Below are 22,346 nucleotides of genomic sequence, written 5' to 3'. Positions count from 1 at the left end.
GGAGTTCGAATCTCTCTGAGCGCACCAACTTGAACAAATTACCGCACATGTTGCGGTTTTTTTGTGCCTGAAATTTGGTGCGGGTTCTTACTATAAATGTTAGCTACTTATCATCATTTCATTGATGGTTATTTTTACTTTCTTATTTTGTTATTTGCAAAGAAAGCTTATAGATATCGAAGAGCTGTTTAGTTTGAGTTTTTGTGAATACAAAACTACTCATGATTCGGTTTGGTTAAGCATCTAAGTCGCGTTAAACGAAAGCATTTCGAATCATCTTATCGATGAAATGATTAATTTTTATCAAGATATCTATTAAGATGTTTAATTACTGTGCACTCAGTTAAATTTATATGAAAAAGCTCTTAACAAAAAACAATAATCACGTATAATGAGCCCCATCAAGACGTCGCGCTCATAGCTCAGCTGGATAGAGCACTTGGCTACGAACTAAGGGGTCGGGAGTTCGAATCTCTCTGAGCGCACCAACTTGATCAAGATTGAAAAAACCGCACATATTGCGGTTTTTTTGTGTCTAAAATATAGCTAAAAACAATCAATTGACTCTGTATGCTTCATTATTTTGAGTTTATTTAATTCATCTTTGATCTTTAAAGCCAATATACCTCTAGTGTTTCCATCGAATGCTAAAAAACGTGAAGCTGGATTGCATTGTGGTGTAATATTTAGCGCAATCCTTTTTTAATTTTTCATAAGCTTATGTCTGAGACTCTACCTGCATTATCGCTGCGCTATTTTTTAAATCTTGAAGAATCACAGGATGGTTTTGCACTGGCAACCTTTGGCAAAAAGCAATTTACACGCTTTTTAACCCCTGCTATTAGTATCGGGATCATCATCTGGGGCTTTTATTTAGGGCTGGATGGTGTCGGAGCATATTATGTTGGCTTGGGTCTTTTCTTTTTATTGCTACAAGGTTTAATGCGTTATTGGTTTTTACCGATGATGTTCAAACGTCAATTCGTCAAATATCAATTGGGTAAAAGTGAACAAGGCATTGAGCTGTTCCAAGACTATGCAGAAATTCATGCCAATGGTCGTAAAAATACCTTTAATTATACGGAAGTAGCGAATTTTGCTGAAGGCAAATTGACGTATATGGTTGAGCTCAAAAGTAAAACAGTCATTATTGTGCCGAAAAGTGCTTTTAGCACTGCTGCCGATCAAACAATGTTTGTGAATACATTTAAACGTTAAGCGCAAAGCCGTTCATTCATACGAGGGAAGAGTATGCAGTCACGTCCATCTAAAATTATTTGTGTCGGTCGTAGTTATGCCGATCATGCCAAAGAATTAGGCAATGCGATTCCAGATCGTCCAGTGTTGTTTATGAAGCCGCCGAGTGCGTTAGTTTCATTGCAACAGGGAATTTCATGGAATCCGGCATGGGGCAATTGCCATTATGAATGTGAACTGAGCTTAAGAATCGACCGTACTTTAAAAGGCGAAACAGATCCGTTAAAAGCACTTGAAGCAGTGGGTGCAGTGACGCTAGGTTTAGATCTCACTTTGCGTGATTTACAAGATGATTTGAAGCAAAAAGGCCAACCATGGGAACGTGCCAAAGCCTTTGATGGTTCGTGCATGCTAGCAGATTGGGTCGATGTGCAAGAGGTGGTGGGCGATTGGAAAAACGTACATTACACTTTGCAGATCAATGAAGAATTGCGTCAAAAAGGTGATACCGCATTGCTGATTTTTGATATTGGGACCTTACTTGCCGATATGAGCCAAGTGTTTACCCTGGAGGTGGGTGATGTGGTGATGACAGGCACACCGGCAGGTGTTGCTGCATTGCAAGCGGGCGATCAATTGAAAATGAGCCTGCAAGGTAAAACACACGATTATGTTTGGCAAACATTTGTAAAATAAGGTGATTTTTAAATTTTAAAATACCTTATGTTTTAGATTAAATTGATTTGAAAAGCAGATTATAAAGCTAATAATCTGCTTTTTTTACGATTGTTAAAAATAAACTATTGAAATAATTAGAAACTATTGTAACAAATTATTATTACTTAAATTGATGTTTCTTGCCAATAAAAATCTATTTTTGTGATATGGTGTCGGCTCTTTGTATGAGTTTTACTCTTTTTAGAAAATTTACGCTGTTTATTACAGCCGGCTTTTTTCTAGGAACTCATTTCTTTTTATTAGCATCCTAATTGGAAAGATGATATTTGTCTGAAAATTAAGATTCTATTTTTCTTATTTTTTATTATGAAAATGATCCTGTTCAGGATTATTTTATTTCTCATCTATTCATCTGATTAGGAGCTTTCCAAGAACTCAAAACTAATGGAGATAGCAATGACCCGAATTGCAATTATCGGAGCAGGCCCCAGTGGCATGGCTCAATTAAGAGCATTTCAATCAGCAAAGGCCAAAGGTCTACAAGTTCCAGAAATTGTATGTTTCGAAAAACAAAACGATTGGGGCGGACTATGGAACTACACTTGGCGTACAGGTGTAGATGAACATGGTGAAGCGGTGCATGGAAGTATGTATCGTTATTTATGGTCAAATGGACCCAAAGAGGCATTGGAGTTCGCAGATTATAGTTTTGATGAACATTTTAAAAAGCCCATTGCGTCATATCCACCACGCGCAGTACTTTGGGACTATATCAAAGGACGCGTCGAAAAAGCAGGCGTGAAAGATCAAGTCCGATTTAACACCGCAGTACGTCATGTTGAGTTTAATGCGGATACGCAGCAGTTTACGCTGCAAGTATGTGATCATCGCGAAAATCAGGTCTATTCAGAACAGTTTGATTATGTGATTGTTGCTTCTGGGCATTTCTCTACGCCTAAAGTCCCTGAATATAAAGGTTTTAATATCTTTAATGGGCGAATTTTACATGCACATGATTTCCGTGATGCCGTGGAATTTAAAGGTAAAACAGTGCTGATTGTGGGCAGTAGCTACTCTGCTGAAGATGTCGGTTCACAATGCTATAAATATGGCGCTAAACAAATTTACAGCTGCTACCGTAGCCAGCCGATGGGTTATAAATGGCCGAAGAACTGGTCTGAAAAACAGCAGCTTTTGCGTGTAGATGAAGATACCGCCTATTTTGCGGATGGTAGCTCAGCCAAAGTGGATGCAATTATTCTATGTACCGGTTATTTGCATCATTTCCCATTTATGGCCGAAGATTTGAAGTTAAAAACCAATAACTGCCTATATCCCGCATCTTTATATCAAGGTGTGGTATGGGAAAATAACCCTAAACTATTTTATTTAGGGATGCAGGATCAATGGTATACCTTCAATATGTTTGATGCTCAGGCATGGTATGTGCGTGACGTCATTCTCGGTCAAATTGCTTTACCTGAGCAGGCTGAGATGCAAGCCCATTCACAAGCTTGGATTGCACGAGAAAGCAAAATCAAAAGCTCGGAACAAATGGTTAAATTCCAAGGTGAATATATCAAACAACTGATTGCCAAAACAGATTATCCAAGTTTCGACATTGATGCTGTGAATGATATTTTTATGCAGTGGAAAATGCATAAAAAAGCCGGGATTATGAGTTTTAGAGATAAAACTTATCGTTCGGTGATGACTGGAAAAATGTCGAAACCGCATCATACGCCGTGGTTATATGCTTTAGATGACTCGTTAGAGGCTTATCTGGATAGTGAAAATCGTGAACAACGCGCGATTTAATCCAATGTCCTGTTCATTCAATATTTGAGGAACAATAAAAAAGACCTGTGATTGCAGGTCTTTTTTATTTGTTTATTTTAACTGGATCAGTATGTTCTGATTGAATAAGTCCTTTATTTTTTAATATTATTTACTCTCTAAAATTTTTGAAAGTGGAATTGATAGTTTGGCTGCAAGATAGTCATCAGCTTCGACCAGTTGTGGGCCAATTTTTTCCATCCAAACATCATCAGGAAAGACATTACCCAGATCTTGACGCTTGGGGAGTGGATACGGCAATTGACGGTAGAAACTCCAAAAATCAACCTGAGATAAATTTCGGACCAAAACATATTGATCATCGTCGGTACGTTTAATTAAATTTTGTTTTTCAAGTAAAATCATATAGGTCGGCAGACGGCCAATTTCATCGCGTCCTAAAACTTCAAGCGCTTCTTTTTCAGACACACTTTGTCCGATTTTTTGCTTTTTATAAAATAATTCCAGTAGATCCATCAACATGATGACGGGATGACGTTTTTGATCTTTACCTGAATTAAAGGCGGTAAGCGCAAAACTAATTTCTACTCCAATTAAAACAATATTCCATGAGAGGAAAATCCAAAGGAGAAAAATCGGTACAGCGGCAAAGGCACCATAGATAATTTGATAACTGGTAAAGTTCGACATGACAAAACCAAACAAATTTTTGAGCAGTTCAAACACCACAGAACTAAACATACCCGCAATCAAGGCCGCCTTAACCGGAACGCTGCGATTCGGAATGGTCCAATACAGGATAAAAAAACCTAAAATGGTCAAGGAAAAGGACAATAACCACAGGATAAAAGCGCCATTCAGTTCATAACCTGCAAAGTTGTTGCGCAGGACATTCATTGAGGCCAAGGCGGATGACAATACAAAAGCACTGCCGAGTAAAATCGGTCCAAGGGAGATAATGGTCCAATAACGCATAAAACCGATAAGACCACCACGCGTCTCGCGTACACGCCAAATGCGATTAAATACAGTTTCAATACTGGTCAGCATCATCACCGTGGTGATAAACAGAAACAGCACCCCAATCACAGTTAAATTGCTGGATTTATCGGTAAAGGCATTTAGGGCTTTATCAAAAGCAATAGTGGTTTTCGGTAAAAAATTACTATAAATCAGTTGTTGCAGTTGTTGGCGCGCAGGCTCAAGTGCGCTGATGGAAGAGATAATAACCAAAAAAACAGTCAGCATCGGTACCACTGCAAAAAGCGTGGTATAGGTCAACGAGCTGGCTTGTTCACGACAACGATCAGCTTCAAAACGCCGAATAACAAATAAAATAAACTGAAACCATTTTTGCTCATAAAAAGGAAGTTTTTTTAAAAATGCTTCGATCATGCTTTCAAGTCTCAAATTATTTTAGTCATGTTTATGCAATTTTCATGAACTAGCTTAACCAAAAAATGGGAAAAATACCGTATAGTTTTCATTTTTAATCAAATTCATAAAAATTATGCAAAAGTACGTACTGGTATTGTATTACAGCAAATATGGTTCGACCCGTGAAATGGCACATTTGATTGCCAATGGAATTGAAGCAACGGGCATGGCAGTCAAAATTCGTACTGTACCGAATCTTGCAACCGTGGTGAAAGAGGCTGAAGCCAGTATTCCTGCCGAAGGGGATATCTACTGTACGTTGGATGAGTTGGCCAATTGTTCCGGTTTGGCGCTTGGTTCGCCGACCCGTTTTGGTAATATGGCTTCAGAAATGAAATATTTTTGGGATCAGACTACCGCGCTTTGGCTCAATGGTGCCTTGCATGGTAAACCTGCGTGTGTATTTACCAGTTCAGGTTCGATGCATGGAGGGCAGGAGAGTACCTTGCTGACCATGCTGCCGCCTTTGTTTCACCATGGCATGATGATTCTAGGACTTAGCAATGCCCACCCATCACTGTCAAACACCAAAACTGGGGGAACACCCTACGGTGCCAGTCATGTCAGTGGTCCACGTCACGATCAATCTTTAAGTCAGGATGAACGGGTTTTATGTGAAGATCAGGGCAAGCGTTTGGGTCAAGTGGTTCAAAAGCTAATTGCTTAAGTGACTGCTAAAAAAAAGAGCACGATCACAATGTGCTCTTTTTTTATCAATGGAGGAAAGGTTCAATATTAATCTTGGTCTTTCACTCGAGCCGCATCTTCAGGTTGTTGCGCCAATTCAAAACGATGTTTACAGTTTAAGCATTGATAGTCGAGAAAAATATTTTGATCGACAATCGCACCGGCTTTTTTACCAAAACGATGACCTAAGAAGCCGCCAGTAATGCCGACACTAATTGCACCGACAAAAGTGCCGATGGTTCCGCCCATAATCACGCCTAATGGGCCTGCGGTGACACCACCAATTGCGGCCCCAATCGAGGCGCCAGATGCCGCACCACCTACAGTCCCCGCAGCTGTACCTGCGCCACTCAATAAGACCCCACCAATTTTTTGTAAGTTTTGTTCATGGTTGCGTTTTTCTACATTCGTCGAGCCGCATTTAGGGCACTGCACTGGGTGTTCCATCAATTGGTTTTCTGTATTCATAACGTCCTGTAGCCTGAAAAGAAGGGGCTGATTTGGGGTACAGCATAGATCAATTTTAGAATTAAGCGTTGACTAAAGGGATCAAAAACTGCATTTAAGTTGAATTTTAATGGGTTTTCTTAATTTGTGTTTTATTTGCTTGTAACCAAGCGAGCATATTTAAAAGTGTTGCGGCTTATTTAAAGCATAAAAAAAGAACACCGAAGTGTTCTTTAAGTTGTTTTGTCGTATTAGTCTCGAACAAATTCAACTGTACCATTTGCCAGTGATTTCACACGTGCTAATGATTCAACGCGGTAGCCTTTTTCAAGCAAAATGTCACGGCCTGGTTGGAATGATTTTTCAATCACGATACCAATACCCAAAACTTCAGCAGAAGCCTGATGAATCAAGTCCGCAAGACCAAGCGCAGCTTGACCATTTGCCAAGAAGTCATCAATGACTAAAACTTTGTCATCCGCATTGATGTGTTTCTTAGAAATTGCAATGGTACTTTCAGTTTGTTTGGTAAAAGAAAATACTTTAGAACGATATAAATCATCTTTTAAGGTTAAAGATTGATATTTACGTGCAAAAATCACAGGAACACCAAGTTCAAGACCAGCCATCACCGCAGGTGCAATACCTGAAGCTTCAATGGTAATGATTTTTGTAATGCCTGCATCTTTAAAAAGACGGGCAAATTCTTGACCAACTTGCTGCATCATGACAGGGTCAATTTGGTGGTTCAGGAAAGAATCGACTTTTAGAACTTCTTCAGAGAGAACGATACCTTCAGCTAAGATTTTCTGTTCCAGAGCGTGCACGGGAGAATCCTCGATGGGGCAGGGTGCTTTAAAAGCAAATGCGTATTTTAAAAAGCACCGAGAAAAATGCAAGCGAAATTGATCAAATCAATTAACTTGTTGCACCTTTATAGCCCGTTAACAATAGACCATACGAGGTTTTGTTGTCTTGATGAGAGACTTTAACCGGTAAATAGTCTAATTTAGGTGCCAGCCAGAAGATTGTTTGACGGCCCGGTTTATCGTGTTTCATTACCACTTTCACGGTATCGAAAGTGCCATAAGTGGTGGAAACTTTTTCCGTGCCTTGTTTTACAAATTTACGGCCTTCAACTTCTTTGGCATCGGCAATGTAATACGTCGATTTTAAACCACGGCCTTTTAAATCTTCACGGATTTGTAATTCGGCATTCAGCTCATCCAAAACCCCAGACTTCCATGCAAATGAACGTGCTTTATCATCTTTCTTGGTATTAATGGTTTTTGTACCTGAATTAAAGTTGATATTCATGGTGTTGTTGTGCACTAAAATTTTACTGCTACGGCTAAAGCTATTGGAATGAATTTGGTCACCGCTTAAGCTAAAACGGCTGGTTTCAGTGGCTGAAGCAATTGCACCGGCTTTGGCTGCAAAGACATAGGTCCAGTTATTTCCAGCTTGTTTTAAGGTACGGGTTGCAGAACCCATATTTTTGCCATTGTAATTAAACTGATAGCTGGCCTGAAATGGACTCATGGCAAATGACTGACTTGAGAAACTAGTCAGAAGCAGTGCAGTTGATACCCCAGCAGCAAGACCTAAATTTTTCAAAACTGAATGTGCCATAAGGATGATTTTCCTATTCAATATAAATGACAGATCATTAATCTGCCCGATATGTTTATTATGATGATGGATTGTGGAGAATGAAGTCAAAAATCCGAGCTAAATGTATATTTTGTGTAGCGATTTTGCGTGGATTTTAGGCTAAGTAACGGAAAATCTTAGCTTTCCTTTTGCTTGATGGGCGTGACTTGGTCATCGGTTAAGTCGGAATCATTCCAGTCATCAATGCGTTCCTGCGACATTTTGGTAAACAGTGCGGTTAAATTCACATTGCCAATAATCACCAGTTCTGCTTCACGTAAAACTGCGTGATTGACATGAACTTTACCCAAAGTATCGATAATCGAACGGCTTTTGCCGAGCCAGCGATTGAGGTCTAAATGCAACAGATCATCTTTGACTTTAATCACGTTGAGTTTTTCTAAGATCATGCCGAGTGGATCTTGATTCAAGACTTTTTGATAAAACCATAAGGCTATACGCACTCCGAATTTATACAGCACATTCGGATATTTGGCTTCGATCACTTGTGTATCACTAATTTGTTCAAAAACGATGAGCTGAGTTTGTTTATTCAGCTCCATTTGTACCAGTTTTAAATCGACCGATAAGGTCAGTAGCATGCCGTTGTAGTCGAGCGTGGCATAAAGGCGTAACCAGTCATCATGCAGGTCTGCATGCAAGTCTTTGAGCATTTTCACATTATCAGTCACAAAGCGCTGAAAGGTCGCATTTAAAAACACTTGAGACATTGGGAATTCACGCTCGTCCTCAATAAATCCTTCTGCTTTTTGGTACACTTGACGTATACGTTTAGAGATATTGGAAATTAGCGTTTGCATATGCGGTGCATCCTGGCAAATTATTTTTTGACGGTGTGTATCTTGTCAATTTCTATAAAAAACACAAGGTTTTGATCTTGCAGTTTATCAAAATAAATTGCACCATTTTCAAGGTTTTAATCGTGCATGGTCTATGTATTGATGGATTTCTCGTTTTCATAAAAAAATGAAAACTAGGTTTATTTTATACTGTTTTAAGCAGTTTGGGGAATGCGGCAAATTGTCGGTTTAATGTGATGCTGAAAAAAATAACGTTCATGCCGTTGGTAAAAGAATGGTGGAAAGATCCAATATTTGCAACCGCTGTCGTAGGTGCAGCTGTATTACATTTGGCATTTTTAACCATGCAATTTGCGCTGCCACAAGAAGGTGAATACCACACCAAAGAAATAGCAGTATCTTTACGACCTGCCACCGATAAAGTGGAAAATGCTGACTTTTTAGCACAGGCAGATCAACAAGGTTCGGGAAAATTCCGTGAATCACATCGTATGTCGAGTGATATGCCGGCACCGATGATTGAGCAAAAAGCCGGTGAGCAAAAAAACGAAGCTTTGGAACAATTACAGCAAAAGAAAGAGCTGAGTTTTGAAGACAAAGTGTTGATGACAACGCTGAGTTGGCAAAAGCAAGCGGAAGAGAATAGCCGTAAAAAAGCGCTAGAAGAGCTGAATAGCCAATTCCAAGCTAAAGCTGCCATGGTGGCCAGTATTGAAGCGCAATATTTGCAACGCCAGCAAAATTTCAGTCGTCAGCAAAAAATTAAAACCATTGATGGTATTCAAGCCAAGCAAGATGTTTCTGCTGCCTATATGGAAAAATTCCGCCAAAAAGTGGAATTTTATGGCAACCGTTATTATCCAGAAGCGGCGAAGCAACAACAGTTGAGCGGTGAAGTCCGATTAATGGTGATTTTAAACAGCAATGGCGGGATTCGTGCCATTCGCTTAATTGAAGGTTCAGGTTCGAGTTTACTGGATGAAGCAGCAAAAAACTCTGTGCGTAAAGCTGCTCCCTTCGGTCAGTTCGATGTCAAAATGAAAGATATTTCTGAGCTGCGGATTGTCCGCACTTGGCGCTTTGATCCGGCTGAAGCTGAGTTTGAGGTGCATTAAAAAACCACATCTCCCTTGTACAGCAGTGTTGCTCATCTTTTGAAAGGAGAGGAAATAAGCATAAAAAAGCGAGCCGTAGCTCGCTTTTTTGGTTCTTAATCTCTTTCCAAATAAGGATTATCAAAACCGAGCTTGGCTAAAATCTCGATTTCCAATGCTTCCATTTCTTCAGCATCTTCATCCGAAGTTTCATGGTCATAGCCCATGAGATGTAATGTGCCATGTACTAACATGTGAGTGAAATGAGTTAACGGTGTTTTGCCTTGCTCAGCGCCCTCAGCAAGAACCACAGGAATACAAATCACCAAGTCACCAATCGGAAATGAATCCAAAATCGCCGCCATTTCATCAGGAATGTCGCTTGGGAAAGACAGCACATTGGTCGGTTTGTCTTTACCGCGATATTCCAAATTCAATTTGTGGCTTTCATCATTGTTCACACAGGCAATGCCAATTTCACAATCACTTTGTGTATCGATATGACGTAAAGTAGTTTCCACCACTTTCTTGATATGCGCACGTTTCACCACCAATTCAGGTGATTGAAAATTTTGCTGCAAAGAGAGATTAAGTTTCAAAACGAATCCTTAAAAATTTTAATCTTGATGCTGCTCATCAGCTTTCGCATCATTGTCCGCCACTAAGGCATTTTGACGTGCTTGACGTTCAGCACGTTGTTCTGCGGTTAGGCGATGTTGTTCGCTGTCCCATCCTTCGTAGGCTTCAACAATTTTTTGAACCAATTGATGTCGTACTACATCGCGAGAGTGGAAACGCGTAATATGAATTTCTTTGATCTTTTCGATGACACGTAAGGCATGTGCCAAACCCGACTGCTGTCCGCGCGGTAAATCTACCTGCGTGATGTCACCAGTAATTACTGCACGTGAACCAAAACCTAAACGGGTCAAAAACATTTTCATCTGTTCAGGTGTGGTGTTTTGCGCTTCATCCAAAATCACAAAGGAATGATTCAGGGTACGACCACGCATATAGGCCAGTGGAGCCACTTCAATCACTTGCCGTTCAATCAGTTTAGCCACTTTTTCAAAGCCGAGCATCTCATACAAAGCGTCATACAGAGGGCGCAAGTAAGGGTCAATTTTCTGGCTTAAATCGCCGGGTAAGAAACCCAGTTTTTCACCGGCTTCAACCGCAGGACGAACCAATAAAATACGCTGAATTTCGTTACGCTCCAGCATATCAACCGCAGCGGCAACCGCTAAATAGGTTTTACCTGTACCAGCAGGGCCAATACCAAAGGAAATATCACTTTGTAAAATCCGCTGAACATAGCGTTTTTGGTTTGCACCACGTGGGTTAATTCGACCTTTACGGGTTTGTAGATAGACATTGTCTAAACCGGTATGTTCATTTTCAGAAAAGTCTTCCTGAATTTCACGGTCAGTCTGACTGCCCTGAATCATCATATGTAAGATGTCTGCACTAATCTGAGGATTGGTTTCGGACTCTTCATATAGACGGTGAAGGAGGCTTTCGGCTCTCTCAACCGCATCGATCTCCCCATCGACAAAAAAGGCATCTGCACGATGGGAAATTTTGACATCTAAACGTTGTTCAATTTGTTTGAGATGACCGTTATAGGCACCGAGCATGCTTTGTAAACGGTCAAGTGGAATACCAGCAAAAGTTACAGTACGTCGAATCGCTGCAGTCAAGAGAATTCCTTTAAATTGGTCTGACGATTAAGCTTACATTACGCCACGTCAGGCTCAAGATTCAAGAGTTCACCGTAAACAAACTTCAAAGTTTTAATATCGGTCACTTCAATCTCAGCAAAACGACCGACCCATGTAGGATCACCAATAAAGCTGACCAAACGGGTATTGTCTGCCGTTCCAATCAACAGGTTTGGATCTTTATCTGAAACGGACTCGATCAAGACACGTTGAATGGTACCAAGCATGGCATCCGTCTTATCAATACTGGATTGTTTAATCCATTGTTGAACTTTGGCCAAACGCTCTTTTTTCACATTTTCAGGTGTGGTGTCTTCAAGTTCAGACGCAGGTGTACCCGGACGTTTTGAATAAATGAAGCTATATGAATGGTCGAAGTCCATATCTTGAATAAATTGATAAGTCTCTTCGAAGTTTTCATCGGTTTCGCCTGGGAAGCCAATAATAAAGTCACTTGATAAATGCATATCTGGACGGACTTTACGCAGTCTTTCGATCTTGTCGATGTACACGTCAATGGTGTGGTTACGCTTCATCGCTTGCAAGACATCGTTAGAACCGCTTTGTACTGGCAAATGCAAGTGAGACACCATTTGTGGTAAGTCACGGTAGCATTGAATGAGGTCATCATTAAATTCAAGCGGGTGCGATGTAGTGTAACGAATACGGCCAATCCCTGGAATTTCTGCCACTAAACGTAATAAATCAGCAAAAGTACAAATATTACCTTCAAAGGTTTCACCGCGGTAACCATTGACGTTTTGACCGAGCAATGAAATTTCACGAACCCCTTTTTCTGCCAAGGTTGCAATTTCAGCCAATACATCATCAAGTGGACGAGAGACTTCTTCACCACGGGTGTATGGCACGACACAGAAAGAACAGTATTTTGAACAGCCTTCCATAATTGAAACAAAGGCTTTAAAACCCTCAACACGCGGTTCAGGCAAAAAGTCAAATTTTTCAATATCTGGGAAGGAAATATCCACCAATTGGATTTTTTCTTTTTTCGGTTTTACCACTTGTTCAGTGTGTTGATCCAACATTTGTGGTAAACGGTGCAAAGTTTGTGGGCCAAACACCATATCAACATAGGGTGCGCGTTTTTGAATGTTGTCACCTTCTTGAGAGGCAACACAACCGCCAACTCCAATCACGAGGTCTGGATTTTTTTCTTTCAGTTTGCGCCAACGACCGAGTTCAGAGAACACTTTTTCTTGGGCTTTTTCACGAATGGAGCAGGTATTCATAAGTAGAATATCAGCTTCTTTCGGGTCTGTAGTCAGGATATAGCCGTGCGAATCGCCTAACAGATCCCCCATACGTTGACTGTCATACTCATTCATCTGACACCCTTGCGTTTCGATGTACAGTTTTTTGACTGAAGCATCATTGGCTTGAGTGTGCTGTGGCTGGGTTACAGTGTTTTCTGAGGCAGCTTGGGCACTATTGGGGATGAAGGTTTGAACCGTCATGTAGGCTCCTAAAGAAATTTGGATGAAATCAATAAACCATACGTGGCTAAACGACAAATCAGGAATTGAAATGTGTGGCTGCGAAGGTTAAAAAGGGGATTGAAGAATGGCGCGTATTTTAGCAGTAATTAACAGAAAACTTACAGCTTAAAATTACCACGGCTTAATATTGATTTATGAAGCAAAAATGTTTGAAAATTAATATTGGCTAATCATAAGGTTACACAACAGAACACAATGCTGAATTTAGAATTATTAAACTAATCACTAAATAAAGATTGCTGTACTGAAACTGGACAGAATTACATGAAAGAAGGCAAGTCGATGTTCAAACAGAAAATGAAATCAAAAAATTACTCTAAATTGCTTGCTTTGGGTGTAGCTGTGTCTGGATGTTGTGCCGCTGTGCAAGCTGCAGATGAACAGTTTAATGATGCTTTACGTGCAGCAAATTCTGGCAATATTTCATTATTACAAGAATACCAATCGGCAATGCAAAATGATGTTTTGGGCTATTACCCTGAATATTGGATGCTCAATAACAATTTAGCCTCGCAGCCTGCCAATGCCATTACCAGTTTTGCACAGCGCTATCCGCAGTCTGCCATGGCAGAAAAACTCGCTGCGGATTATGTTGAAGAAAAAGTTAAACAAGCAGACTTTGCAACGGCGCAACCTGTTTTGCAATACGTGACCAATGCTGATCGCGCTGAAACCTGTGCTATGGCTCAAGTCCGTGCCAAGTCTGGCGATCCATTAGTTTATGCAGAATTTAAAGATGTGTGGTTGACGACAAACTCGCAACCCGATGCGTGTACAGGACTGGGACGCATGATGCTTTCAAGCCCATTGATGACCAAAGAAGATCGTCATCAACGCATGTGGGGGCAATTACGTGCAGGTCAATCTGGTCAAGCCATTGCAACAGCGCAAACCATTGGGGTCAATATTAACCTTGCACAGCTCAACAGTATTCAATCCAATCCATTGAATTATTTATGGTCAGCACCAAAAACCACGGCGGAAGACCATGCTTATTTAATCTATGCTATGGGACGTTTGGCCGATACCGATCTGAATGGGGCAATGTCTTCGGTTAAACGGACTGCAGAAGGCACACCTGAAAGTGTGCAAAAAGCCTTATACCGCAGTGTGGGATATATTGGCGGAACCACGGTGATGAAAAATAATTTCAACCGTGAGGTGCTGAATTATTTAGATTTAAGTTATGGTTTGCCATTTAGTTCAGAAGAAGCTGAAATTTATGCTCGCCAAGCCATTCGCTTTGGTGCTTGGGAAAGTGTGATTCGCGCCATTGATGCGATGAATGTGTCGCAAAAACAAGAAGACCGCTGGCAATATTGGTTGGCACGTGCATCAGAACAACGTGGAGATGCGTCTTCAAAACGCGCGGCTCAAGAGATTTATCGCAAATTGGCAGTTGGGGATGATTACCATAATTTATTAGCACGTGACAAAATTGGTCAGTCTTATAACAATATTCCGTCCAATGTACAGCCGAGCTCAAAAGATATTCAGCGTTTAAATCAAGATATTCATTTTAACCGTGCCTTTGCATTGCGTCGTATCAATGCTTCTGACAGTTATATCAACCGTGAGTGGAATTGGGCGGTTCGTCAGGCTTATTTAAAACATGACGATGGCATGATTCTTGCCGCAGCTAAACGTGCAACCGATATGGGGTGGTATGATCGTGCCATTTATGCCGCAGACCGAACCACGAACCAACATAATTATGCGTTGCGTTACGCCATGCCACATCAAAGCTATGTGGTCAGTCACAGCCGAAATGCCGGTATTGATCCCGCTTGGGCCTACGGTTTGATGCGTCAAGAAAGTCGTTTTGTGACCAGTGCGCGTTCGCATGTTGGAGCAGGTGGTTTAATGCAGATCATGCCGGATACGGCAAAATTGGTCGCACGTCAGATGGGGGAAAGCTATAACCCTGCGGCGCTTTCCGATATGAATACCAATATTCGCTATGGCACATTCTATTTATCGATGATTCAACGTCAGTTAAGTGACAGTCCAGTATTAGCCACTGCGGGGTATAACGCGGGGCCTAATCGGGCACGTCGTTGGCAGCCTGAATACCAACAGATCGCAGCAGACCAATACACCGAGTCGATTCCTTTAACAGAAACCCGTGACTATGTGAAACATGTGATGACTAATGCAACGCATTATGGTCTTTTGCTTGGACAAGGACCGCAGTCGATTGAAAAACGGATGCAAATGATTCCGCTACGAAATACACAATAATTTTTTGCTGTGTTTTTGAAGAGTTGTTGAAAACCATTTAAAACAGGTAGTTGATCAATGCCGAGAACCCAGAGTCATACCGTACAAGTGCTGACCTCACTGCTTTTGGGTGGCGGTGCAGGACTGGGTGTGTCTGCAACCTCGGCAGCACCAGTTGTACATGGCTATGTCATGGATGTGCAAATGGTACCGGCGGTGTGTGCCTATGATCCATTAAAAAATAAAAAACGGAAATGTTTAGAAGGTTATTCACTGAATATCACCGGTTTATACCCTGAAACCAATTCAAAGGATTGCACAACCAACAGTTCTGCAAAGCTGTCACCGTTACAGGCCAAAGTTGTGGCGCGTATTATGCCTGATGAAAATGCGCGGGTAGCCCTTTGGCATAATATTGGGGGCTGTGTCCCTATGAATGCCAGTCAGTATTTTCGGACCATTATCAATCATGCCGATAAACTGAAAATTCCAGAAGAGTTGACTAGCCAAGACACGCGCGTAATGCAGAGCAATGTATTACGTAACAAAATACTAAAAATGAATCGTGGATTAGTATCACAAAGTATAGAGTTTAATTGTATGCAAACACGTGCAGGCAGCATGCTGACTGAAATAAAAATCTGTTATAAAAATAATGGTCAATACAAAAAATGCCCAACAAATGTGGTTGGAAATTGCCCAGCCAATTTTACAATTAAAGGTTCTTTCTAAAGATTTCTACGTATTTTATTTATATTTCCTATCATACTTTTGTTGAAATACATTCTCTTTTGCATGCATCGTGCTAATGATTGGAGTACAATCTTTGCCGTTTATGATTATTAAGATTAGATAGAACAGCTATTTAATCATTATCACGATCCTCAATTGGAGATAATTACATGAAGCAAGCAGTTCGTGTTGCCGTTACTGGTGCAGCTGGTCAAATCGGTTATAGCTTATTATTCCGTATCGCAAGCGGTGAAATGTTGGGTAAAGACCAACCAGTTATCCTTCAATTATTAGAAATTCCAGTTGAGAAAGCTCAACAAGCGCTTAAAGGCGTAATGATGGAACTTGATGACTGCGCATTCCCTCTTTTAGAAGGTATGATCGGTACTGATGATCCTAAAGTTGCATTCAAAGATGCTGATTACGCACTTTTGGTAGGTTCACGTCCACGTGGTCCTGGTATGGAACGTGCTGACTTACTTAAAGTAAACGGCGAAATCTTCATTGGTCAAGGTCAAGCACTTAACGAAGTTGCAAGCCGTGACGTTAAAGTTCTTGTTGTAGGTAACCCTGCAAACACTAACGCTTATATCGCAATGAAATCTGCTCCAGATCTTCCAGCGAAAAACTTCACAGCAATGTTACGTCTTGACCACAACCGTGCGTTAACTCAACTTGCTCAAAAAGCAGGTGTTGCAGTTTCTGACATCGAAAACATGACTGTTTGGGGTAACCACTCTCCAACAATGTATGCTGACTACCGTTTTGCAAACGTAAACGGCGAAAGCTTAAAAGACAAAATCAACGATGCTGCTTGGAACAAAGATGTGTTCCTTCCAACTGTTGGTAAACGTGGTGCTGCGATCATCGAAGCACGTGGTCTTTCTTCTGCTGCTTCTGCTGCAAACGCTGCAATCGACCATATGCGCGATTGGGCTCTTGGCACAAACGGCAAATGGGTAACTATGGGTATTCCTTCTGACGGTTCTTATGGTATCCCTGAAGGTGTAATGTTCGGTTTCCCTGTAACAACTGAAAATGGTGAATACAAAATCGTTCAAGGTTTAGAAATCGACGAATTCAGCCGTGAGCGTATCAACTTCACGCTTAACGAGTTAGAAGAAGAACGTGCAGCAGTAGCTGACATGGTTAAATAATTTGATCTATTGAGATTAAGTTAGAGAAAGCACTCCATTTGGGGTGCTTTTTTATTTCTGAATTTTGATTTATTGTTTGAAAAATGAACAAAAAATAACACGTTGAGATTGAGTTGCTACTGACAAATGGAGTTGAACAGATAACTATAAAAGAAGGAGAAATGTTAGCTTGATGATTTGATTAGGAGAACGGACATGTTTAACCAACAACCGACCTTAGAACTATTTTTTGAGCAATTGGGGCTTGATGCGAGTCCAGAAGCCATCGATCAATTTATTGAAACGCATCAAATTACGATGGATATACCTTTGCATAAAGCACCATTTTGGACGCAATCACAACATGATTTTATTATCAGTCATTGGAAAAAAGACGACGATTGGGCCATGGTCGTTGATATTTTAAATGAGCAATTGCATACGGAGCATAAGCTTTCTGGTTCATGCGAAATTTAAATACAATTTGAAACAACAAACCTAGCAGAGATGCTAGGTTTTTTTATCCATATCATATAAGTTGGTTGAATAATAAATGACAGATTAGTTGATAAGGAGGGCAAGATGCTCAATCAAAATAAACCATCCTTAGCTTTATTGTTTGCTCAATTGGGGTTAGCAAGTAGTCCTGCTGCAATCGAGTTATATATTCGTACTCATCAACTGGCTGCCAATGAAAATCTGCATGATGCGCCATTTTGGAATAAAGCGCAGCGAGATTTTTTAATCAGCCATTTAGTCCAAGATGATGACTGGGCAATCTGGATTGATGAGTTAAATCAACAGTTACATATGGATGCTTATAAACTCCAGCCCGCATAAACAGTTATGAATCTCAATAAAAAAACGCCGCGATCGCGGCGTTTTTTTATTGTTTTTCTTTATATTGCAATGATTAATGCATGCGACTTTTTAAGATGCGATCAAACCATTGTTCTTGACGATATTGATCCAACGCAGGATGACTCTGCATAAGCATCATATCGAAGGCATGGGTTTTACTGTATTTATTGAGCCAATGGCGGGTTAATGCGGGTTCACTTTTCACTGCAGAAGCATAGGCCAAGAAAAAGTAAATATCACCAAAATCATCGTGGGTCATCGGTCTTAAAATTTGCTGTGTAATGACCGCAAAATGTTGCTCTTTGGTGATTTCAAAATACAACATATAGGCTTTGGCCAAATGCAGCGACAAATTGACATAGAGGTCTAAGGACATTTCTTCAAATTCAACACGGCCTTGTTCCAGTAAAACAATCGACTCTTGAAGGAAATGAATTTGTTCTTGGCGTACTTGGCTTAATGTCACCAGTTGTAGGCGTAAATCCGCGCGCTCAAAAGCCAGTTCAGGTGTGTTGCCCAGTAAGAATAATTGATCAGTTTCACCAATACGTTGAATAATATATTTGCTGCTCTGACGCATCGGGTACATCCTCATCTATGAATGTTTCATATATGAGGATAATTACAAAAATTTAAAGGAACAATGCAGAATTACCAAATGTTATTGTCGTTACGTAACCATGCGGTAATTGAAAGTCGTTGGTGTTTGGCTTCTAGTACTTCATGTAATAAGTCACTTTGAAATAAGGCAATGCGATTGGATTTAGGCTGTATGATATGCCATTGATTATTTTTATCTTGTAGATGTAATTCGCCGCCCCAGTCATCCTGCCAAGTTTCATGCAAATAATAAACCGCAGAAATTACTCGACCATTTTTTCCTTGTGGATTATCTCGATGTAAGGCATAAAATTCACCTGCGTTATAACACGCAAAATGAGCTTCAACATCATCGATCCCGGCATAAAAAGCACGATTGAATTGTTCTGCAAGTGAGCTTAAAGATTGAAGATGTTCTTGAGCGACTTCTAAACCTTCATTAATCCATAAAATATGGTCGCTTCGAATGTTATTGATAACGCCATTTTGAATGGCCGCATTTCTAAATTGAGTTAAATTTGACATACATTCTTCTACGAGCGCATGTGTATAGTCAGCAGAGTAGGCTTGATCAATAATTGTAAAACCGCGTTGATCTAAATCATTTAGGATTTGATCAACCGGCCAAGACTTTGGGAGAAGAGTTGCATCCATATATAGCACTCCTAAAAAGAGCTGAAAAAAGGTGAAGTATTCTAGAGCAAGAATAGCATCTGAATGAAATAATTTTTCATGCTAAAATGCATGTTGATATCAGGAATTAATGAAACATGAATTACCGTCACCATTTCCATGCAGGCAACTTTGCCGACGTCATGAAGCATGTATTATTGCTTCAGTTGTTAAGTCGCCTTAATGCAAAAGATAAACCTTATCGCTATGTAGATACGCATGGTGGAGCAGGTAAATATGACCTGTCGACCTCTGAAGCACAGAAGTCAGGTGAATTCTTGAATGGTATTCATCGTTTGGTGAAACTTGATGACTCAATTAAACGTAATGCGCCTGAAGGCGTGCAACAATATTTAAAAATTGTTGAAAAAATGCGTGAAAACTTTGGTAAAGGCGCTTATCCGGGTTCACCATGGTTTGCACTTGAAGGCATGCGCGAAATAGACAAAGCGACCATTTTTGAAATGCAACGTGATGTATTCCAACAATTACGTCATAACATTTTTGATAAGCGCGCTGGCTTGCATGAACGTGATGCTTATGAAGGCTTATTGGGTGTCATTCCGCCAAAAGAAAAGCGTGGTTTGGTGATGATTGATCCACCTTACGAATTAGAACGTAAGGACTTTCCACAGCTGGTAGAATTGTTAGTTGCCGCATATAAAAAATGGCCGACAGGCGTTTTTGCGGTTTGGTATCCAATCAAAGACCGCGCGATGATTGAACGTTTTGAAAAGAAAATGTACAAAACCGGTATTCGTCGTCAGTTGGTTTGTGAAATTTGTGTGTGGCCTGATGATACGCCAGTTGGGCTTAATGGCTGTGGTTTATTGGTGATTAATCCACCTTGGAAATTCTCTGAAGATGCAGATGAAGCGTTACAATGGTTGTTCCCACATCTTCGTATGAGTGAAAATGGTGGACATGCCGCTGTGCGTTGGTTGGTTGGCGAATAATTCATTTTAAAAAGAAAATAGGTCACAGTTAGGATCAAAGAATGACAAATACAAATAAACCTGAACGGGAAATTTCTTCGAAAGATGAAAATGCTTTTGACGGCATTACATTTGAAGTTGAAGAAGAGGAGCATACCCATGAAGGGCATAAAGTGAAGCGTCGTGGGATCTATCTGTGGCCGAACCTGATTACCACTGCAGCGTTGTTGTCCGGTTTCTATTCCATCATTGCCAGTATGAATGGTGAATATCAACAAGCCATTTTTGCCATTTTCCTTGCGGCCTTGTTTGATGGTCTAGATGGTCGTGTTGCGCGTGCCATTGGTGCACAAAGTCCTTTTGGTGAGCAATTTGACTCATTGTCAGACTTATTGGCGTTCGGTGTTGCGCCTGCGATTTTGATGTATAGCTGGAGTCTGAATGATTTAGGCCGTATCGGCCTGGCAGCTTGTTTTGTTTATACCGCGTGTGCGGCTTTTCGTTTAGCGCGATTTAATGTACAAATTGGTGTGGTCGATAAGCGTTACTTTATTGGTGTAGCGAGCCCGTTAGCTGCTGTGATCATTATTTCATTGGTTTGGGTAGGTATTGATATTCCAGAAGTCTTTGATCTGCAAGAAAAAGGCATACAAATCTTTAATGCAGTGGTAATTGCCGCTGTTGGTTTGTTAATGATTTCCAATGTGAAATATTATTCATTTAAAACTGTAGATCGTCGCCGTGTGCCATTTGCGGTACTTCCGATTATCGTTTTTGTTTTGGCCGCTGTAACTTATAATATCCCAATGGGAATCTTAATTCTTTCGGTGATTTATGCATTATCGGGTTTTGTGACCACATTAATGGCGAAAAAGGCTGAAGCATGAATTTGCAATGTTGAAATAACATGAAAAAGAGGGGCTTGATATGCAGATATTTCAAGATTTCTTGGACCAATCCAAACGGTTGAATCAAGCCCCAAAATCGAATAATAAAAACATTCGGCTACAAGGGCCTAATCAGCAATATAGTGCTGTGTATTATGGCCTCAGCGTTCCGAACCTACCTGCACCTTTGCATTATCTCAATTTTATTAGCTGGCTTGGTCAGCCGAAAATTTCCGTATTTCAAAATGCCTATTGCATTAAAACGACTGAACTCGATACTGCAACAGTCATGTCGAGCATCAGTGCGCACATGATTGGTCAATTTCAAAACTATTCACTAAAAAATGATTGTCAACTCAAAGATGTTGCAATTCATTTTGGTGTTAAAGAATCCATCGTTGGGCACACCGATACCTTTAGTATTCAACGTGAAGACAGTGAATTAAGTTTTAATCTCGACATTCAAGCAACTGAGATAAAATCCTGTTTGACCAAACTCAGGCTCGGGTTGGCAGAGTATTGGTCAGTCCTGTCTCATTGCGAAGGACAAATAAAATATCAAAACCAAATTTATGAGATCAACCAATTAGCAGCTTTGTCTTATGCCCAATTTAGTAAGTTTTCTTATCTGCCTTTGGCATTTTTTACCCAGCAAATAATCAACTTAAGCCAGCAGCGGCAAATCGTTTTAGTTCAAACCCGAGATCGTTATAACAATATTTTGAGTTCGCGCTTATATCTGCGGGACTTTAAAAATAAGAAGGTCTTGATGATGGATCAAAATGTACACTTTAAGATTCAGCGGGTTTATCCCGTAGTGAAAACGCCCAATTTGCAAAAAATGTATTTGCCTCGTGAGTTTGAATGGATCTGCCACAATGAACAGATGCAAATTTATATACAGGCACAGAGTCGGGGGGATTTTAAATTTGGACTAGGTGCGGGCTATGCAGGAAGCTTTAATTTTCAAATAAAAATAAATGATGAAATTGAAAATGGGGAAGGGGGCTATTGTGAATATGTGGATTGTCGCCCTTTAAGCTGGCAAGAAAAAAATCATAAAGATAAATTAATGGATAAATTTGGACATGCTGTACCTTTTATGCTCAAAAAATAGAGAAAAACCACGTTTTGGTAGAAAAAATAAACAAACGTGGCATTTTTTATAAAAAACTTGAAAAAAGGTGTTGCGTTGGGTTGGAAATGCTGTAGAATGCACATCCATCGGCGGTGATGTTGATTAAAACTTGTTGA

23 protein-coding genes and 1 tRNA gene are annotated in these 22,346 nt (G+C 40.3%); 14 read left to right on the top strand and 10 right to left on the bottom strand.

The window, feature by feature from the left end; translation table 11 throughout:
• Positions 1-411 precede the first annotated feature (411 nt).
• From ACN6OV_RS05090 to ACN6OV_RS05075, 4 genes are all read left to right on the top strand, one after another.
• Positions 412-488, top strand: a tRNA-Arg gene (locus ACN6OV_RS05090).
• Positions 489-720: 232 nt separating this feature from the next.
• Positions 721-1,218 carry a YcxB family protein gene (locus ACN6OV_RS05085; protein ID WP_427950305.1) on the top strand — a complete coding sequence of 166 codons (498 nt, stop codon included), beginning with the start codon at positions 721-723 and terminating at the stop codon, positions 1,216-1,218.
• A 33-nt stretch (positions 1,219-1,251) separates the two neighbouring features.
• Positions 1,252-1,893, top strand: a complete 642-nt coding sequence (locus ACN6OV_RS05080; RefSeq protein WP_427950303.1) for a fumarylacetoacetate hydrolase family protein — start codon at positions 1,252-1,254, stop codon at positions 1,891-1,893.
• Between the two features lie 438 nt (positions 1,894-2,331).
• Complete coding sequence (locus ACN6OV_RS05075) at positions 2,332-3,693, top strand: NAD(P)-binding domain-containing protein (RefSeq protein ID WP_427950300.1); 1,362 nt, start codon at positions 2,332-2,334, stop codon at positions 3,691-3,693.
• A gap of 126 nt (positions 3,694-3,819) precedes the next feature.
• Here ACN6OV_RS05075 and ACN6OV_RS05070 read toward each other — a convergent pair whose 3' ends face one another.
• Positions 3,820-5,067 (bottom strand): YihY family inner membrane protein, encoded by a 1,248-nt coding sequence (locus tag ACN6OV_RS05070; protein ID WP_427950297.1) that lies wholly within the window; start codon positions 5,065-5,067, stop codon positions 3,820-3,822.
• A 115-nt stretch (positions 5,068-5,182) separates the two neighbouring features.
• Between ACN6OV_RS05070 and wrbA the strand changes: the two genes are divergently transcribed.
• Positions 5,183-5,776 carry an NAD(P)H:quinone oxidoreductase gene (gene wrbA, locus ACN6OV_RS05065; protein ID WP_427950294.1) on the top strand — a complete coding sequence of 198 codons (594 nt, stop codon included), beginning with the start codon at positions 5,183-5,185 and terminating at the stop codon, positions 5,774-5,776.
• A 68-nt stretch (positions 5,777-5,844) separates the two neighbouring features.
• Here wrbA and ACN6OV_RS05060 read toward each other — a convergent pair whose 3' ends face one another.
• From ACN6OV_RS05060 to ACN6OV_RS05045, 4 genes are all read right to left on the bottom strand, one after another.
• Positions 5,845-6,264, bottom strand: coding sequence for a hypothetical protein (locus ACN6OV_RS05060; RefSeq protein ID WP_427950291.1), 420 nt, complete (start codon positions 6,262-6,264; stop codon positions 5,845-5,847).
• A 230-nt stretch (positions 6,265-6,494) separates the two neighbouring features.
• Entirely contained in the window at positions 6,495-7,070 is a 576-nt protein-coding gene (locus ACN6OV_RS05055) for a xanthine phosphoribosyltransferase (protein ID WP_427950288.1), read from the bottom strand.
• Between the two features lie 91 nt (positions 7,071-7,161).
• Complete coding sequence (locus ACN6OV_RS05050) at positions 7,162-7,875, bottom strand: DUF3108 domain-containing protein (protein ID WP_427950285.1); 714 nt, start codon at positions 7,873-7,875, stop codon at positions 7,162-7,164.
• Positions 7,876-8,033: 158 nt separating this feature from the next.
• Positions 8,034-8,717, bottom strand: coding sequence for a hypothetical protein (locus tag ACN6OV_RS05045; RefSeq protein WP_427950282.1), 684 nt, complete (start codon positions 8,715-8,717; stop codon positions 8,034-8,036).
• Positions 8,718-8,974: 257 nt separating this feature from the next.
• On the opposite strand from ACN6OV_RS05045, the gene ACN6OV_RS05040 reads away from it, so the two are divergent.
• Positions 8,975-9,832: an energy transducer TonB gene (locus tag ACN6OV_RS05040; RefSeq protein ID WP_427950311.1), complete on the top strand. Its 858-nt coding sequence runs from the start codon at positions 8,975-8,977 to the stop codon at positions 9,830-9,832.
• 95 nt (positions 9,833-9,927) lie between these two features.
• On the opposite strand, the gene ybeY is transcribed toward ACN6OV_RS05040, so the two are convergent.
• From ybeY to miaB, 3 genes are read right to left on the bottom strand one after another with little or no spacing between them, the layout of a single operon-like run.
• A complete protein-coding gene (gene ybeY, locus ACN6OV_RS05035) occupies positions 9,928-10,410 on the bottom strand; it encodes an rRNA maturation RNase YbeY (RefSeq protein WP_427950280.1) in 483 nt (160 codons plus the stop codon).
• 18 nt (positions 10,411-10,428) lie between these two features.
• Complete coding sequence (locus ACN6OV_RS05030) at positions 10,429-11,511, bottom strand: PhoH family protein (RefSeq protein ID WP_427950277.1); 1,083 nt, start codon at positions 11,509-11,511, stop codon at positions 10,429-10,431.
• A gap of 38 nt (positions 11,512-11,549) precedes the next feature.
• Positions 11,550-13,007 (bottom strand): tRNA (N6-isopentenyl adenosine(37)-C2)-methylthiotransferase MiaB, encoded by a 1,458-nt coding sequence (gene miaB, locus ACN6OV_RS05025; protein WP_427950275.1) that lies wholly within the window; start codon positions 13,005-13,007, stop codon positions 11,550-11,552.
• Between the two features lie 339 nt (positions 13,008-13,346).
• Here miaB and ACN6OV_RS05020 point away from each other — a divergent pair, with 339 nt between their 5' ends.
• From ACN6OV_RS05020 to ACN6OV_RS05000, 5 genes are all read left to right on the top strand, one after another.
• Positions 13,347-15,290: a transglycosylase SLT domain-containing protein gene (locus ACN6OV_RS05020; RefSeq protein ID WP_427950308.1), complete on the top strand. Its 1,944-nt coding sequence runs from the start codon at positions 13,347-13,349 to the stop codon at positions 15,288-15,290.
• 57 nt (positions 15,291-15,347) lie between these two features.
• Positions 15,348-16,001, top strand: a complete 654-nt coding sequence (locus ACN6OV_RS05015) for a ribonuclease T2 family protein (protein WP_427950273.1) — start codon at positions 15,348-15,350, stop codon at positions 15,999-16,001.
• A 170-nt stretch (positions 16,002-16,171) separates the two neighbouring features.
• Entirely contained in the window at positions 16,172-17,158 is a 987-nt protein-coding gene (locus ACN6OV_RS05010) for a malate dehydrogenase (RefSeq protein ID WP_078189236.1), read from the top strand.
• A 195-nt stretch (positions 17,159-17,353) separates the two neighbouring features.
• Positions 17,354-17,614: a DUF2789 family protein gene (locus tag ACN6OV_RS05005; protein WP_427950269.1), complete on the top strand. Its 261-nt coding sequence runs from the start codon at positions 17,354-17,356 to the stop codon at positions 17,612-17,614.
• Positions 17,615-17,719: 105 nt separating this feature from the next.
• Positions 17,720-17,977: a DUF2789 family protein gene (locus ACN6OV_RS05000; RefSeq protein ID WP_427950266.1), complete on the top strand. Its 258-nt coding sequence runs from the start codon at positions 17,720-17,722 to the stop codon at positions 17,975-17,977.
• Between the two features lie 73 nt (positions 17,978-18,050).
• On the opposite strand, the gene ACN6OV_RS04995 is transcribed toward ACN6OV_RS05000, so the two are convergent.
• Together ACN6OV_RS04995 and ACN6OV_RS04990 are read right to left on the bottom strand one after the other, a co-directional pair.
• A complete protein-coding gene (locus ACN6OV_RS04995; protein ID WP_427950264.1) occupies positions 18,051-18,578 on the bottom strand; it encodes a hypothetical protein in 528 nt (175 codons plus the stop codon).
• A gap of 71 nt (positions 18,579-18,649) precedes the next feature.
• Positions 18,650-19,252, bottom strand: a complete 603-nt coding sequence (locus tag ACN6OV_RS04990) for a 2OG-Fe(II) oxygenase (RefSeq protein ID WP_427950260.1) — start codon at positions 19,250-19,252, stop codon at positions 18,650-18,652.
• 116 nt (positions 19,253-19,368) lie between these two features.
• Here ACN6OV_RS04990 and ACN6OV_RS04985 point away from each other — a divergent pair, with 116 nt between their 5' ends.
• Genes ACN6OV_RS04985 through ACN6OV_RS04975 form a run of 3 tightly spaced genes read left to right on the top strand, consistent with a single transcriptional unit; the run spans position 19,369 to position 22,209 of the window.
• Positions 19,369-20,226, top strand: a complete 858-nt coding sequence (locus tag ACN6OV_RS04985) for a 23S rRNA (adenine(2030)-N(6))-methyltransferase RlmJ (RefSeq protein WP_427950258.1) — start codon at positions 19,369-19,371, stop codon at positions 20,224-20,226.
• Positions 20,227-20,267: 41 nt separating this feature from the next.
• Positions 20,268-21,092: a CDP-diacylglycerol--serine O-phosphatidyltransferase gene (pssA, locus tag ACN6OV_RS04980; RefSeq protein WP_427950255.1), complete on the top strand. Its 825-nt coding sequence runs from the start codon at positions 20,268-20,270 to the stop codon at positions 21,090-21,092.
• A gap of 40 nt (positions 21,093-21,132) precedes the next feature.
• Positions 21,133-22,209 (top strand): DUF6670 family protein, encoded by a 1,077-nt coding sequence (locus ACN6OV_RS04975; RefSeq protein ID WP_427950252.1) that lies wholly within the window; start codon positions 21,133-21,135, stop codon positions 22,207-22,209.
• Positions 22,210-22,346: the final 137 nt, after the last annotated feature.

The organism is Acinetobacter sp., assembly GCF_050285345.1.
In the GTDB taxonomy this organism is placed as follows: Bacteria; Pseudomonadota; Gammaproteobacteria; order Pseudomonadales; family Moraxellaceae; genus Acinetobacter.
The sequence above is the reverse complement of the archived record's forward strand: the minus strand, read 5'-3'. Positions and strand labels throughout refer to the sequence as shown.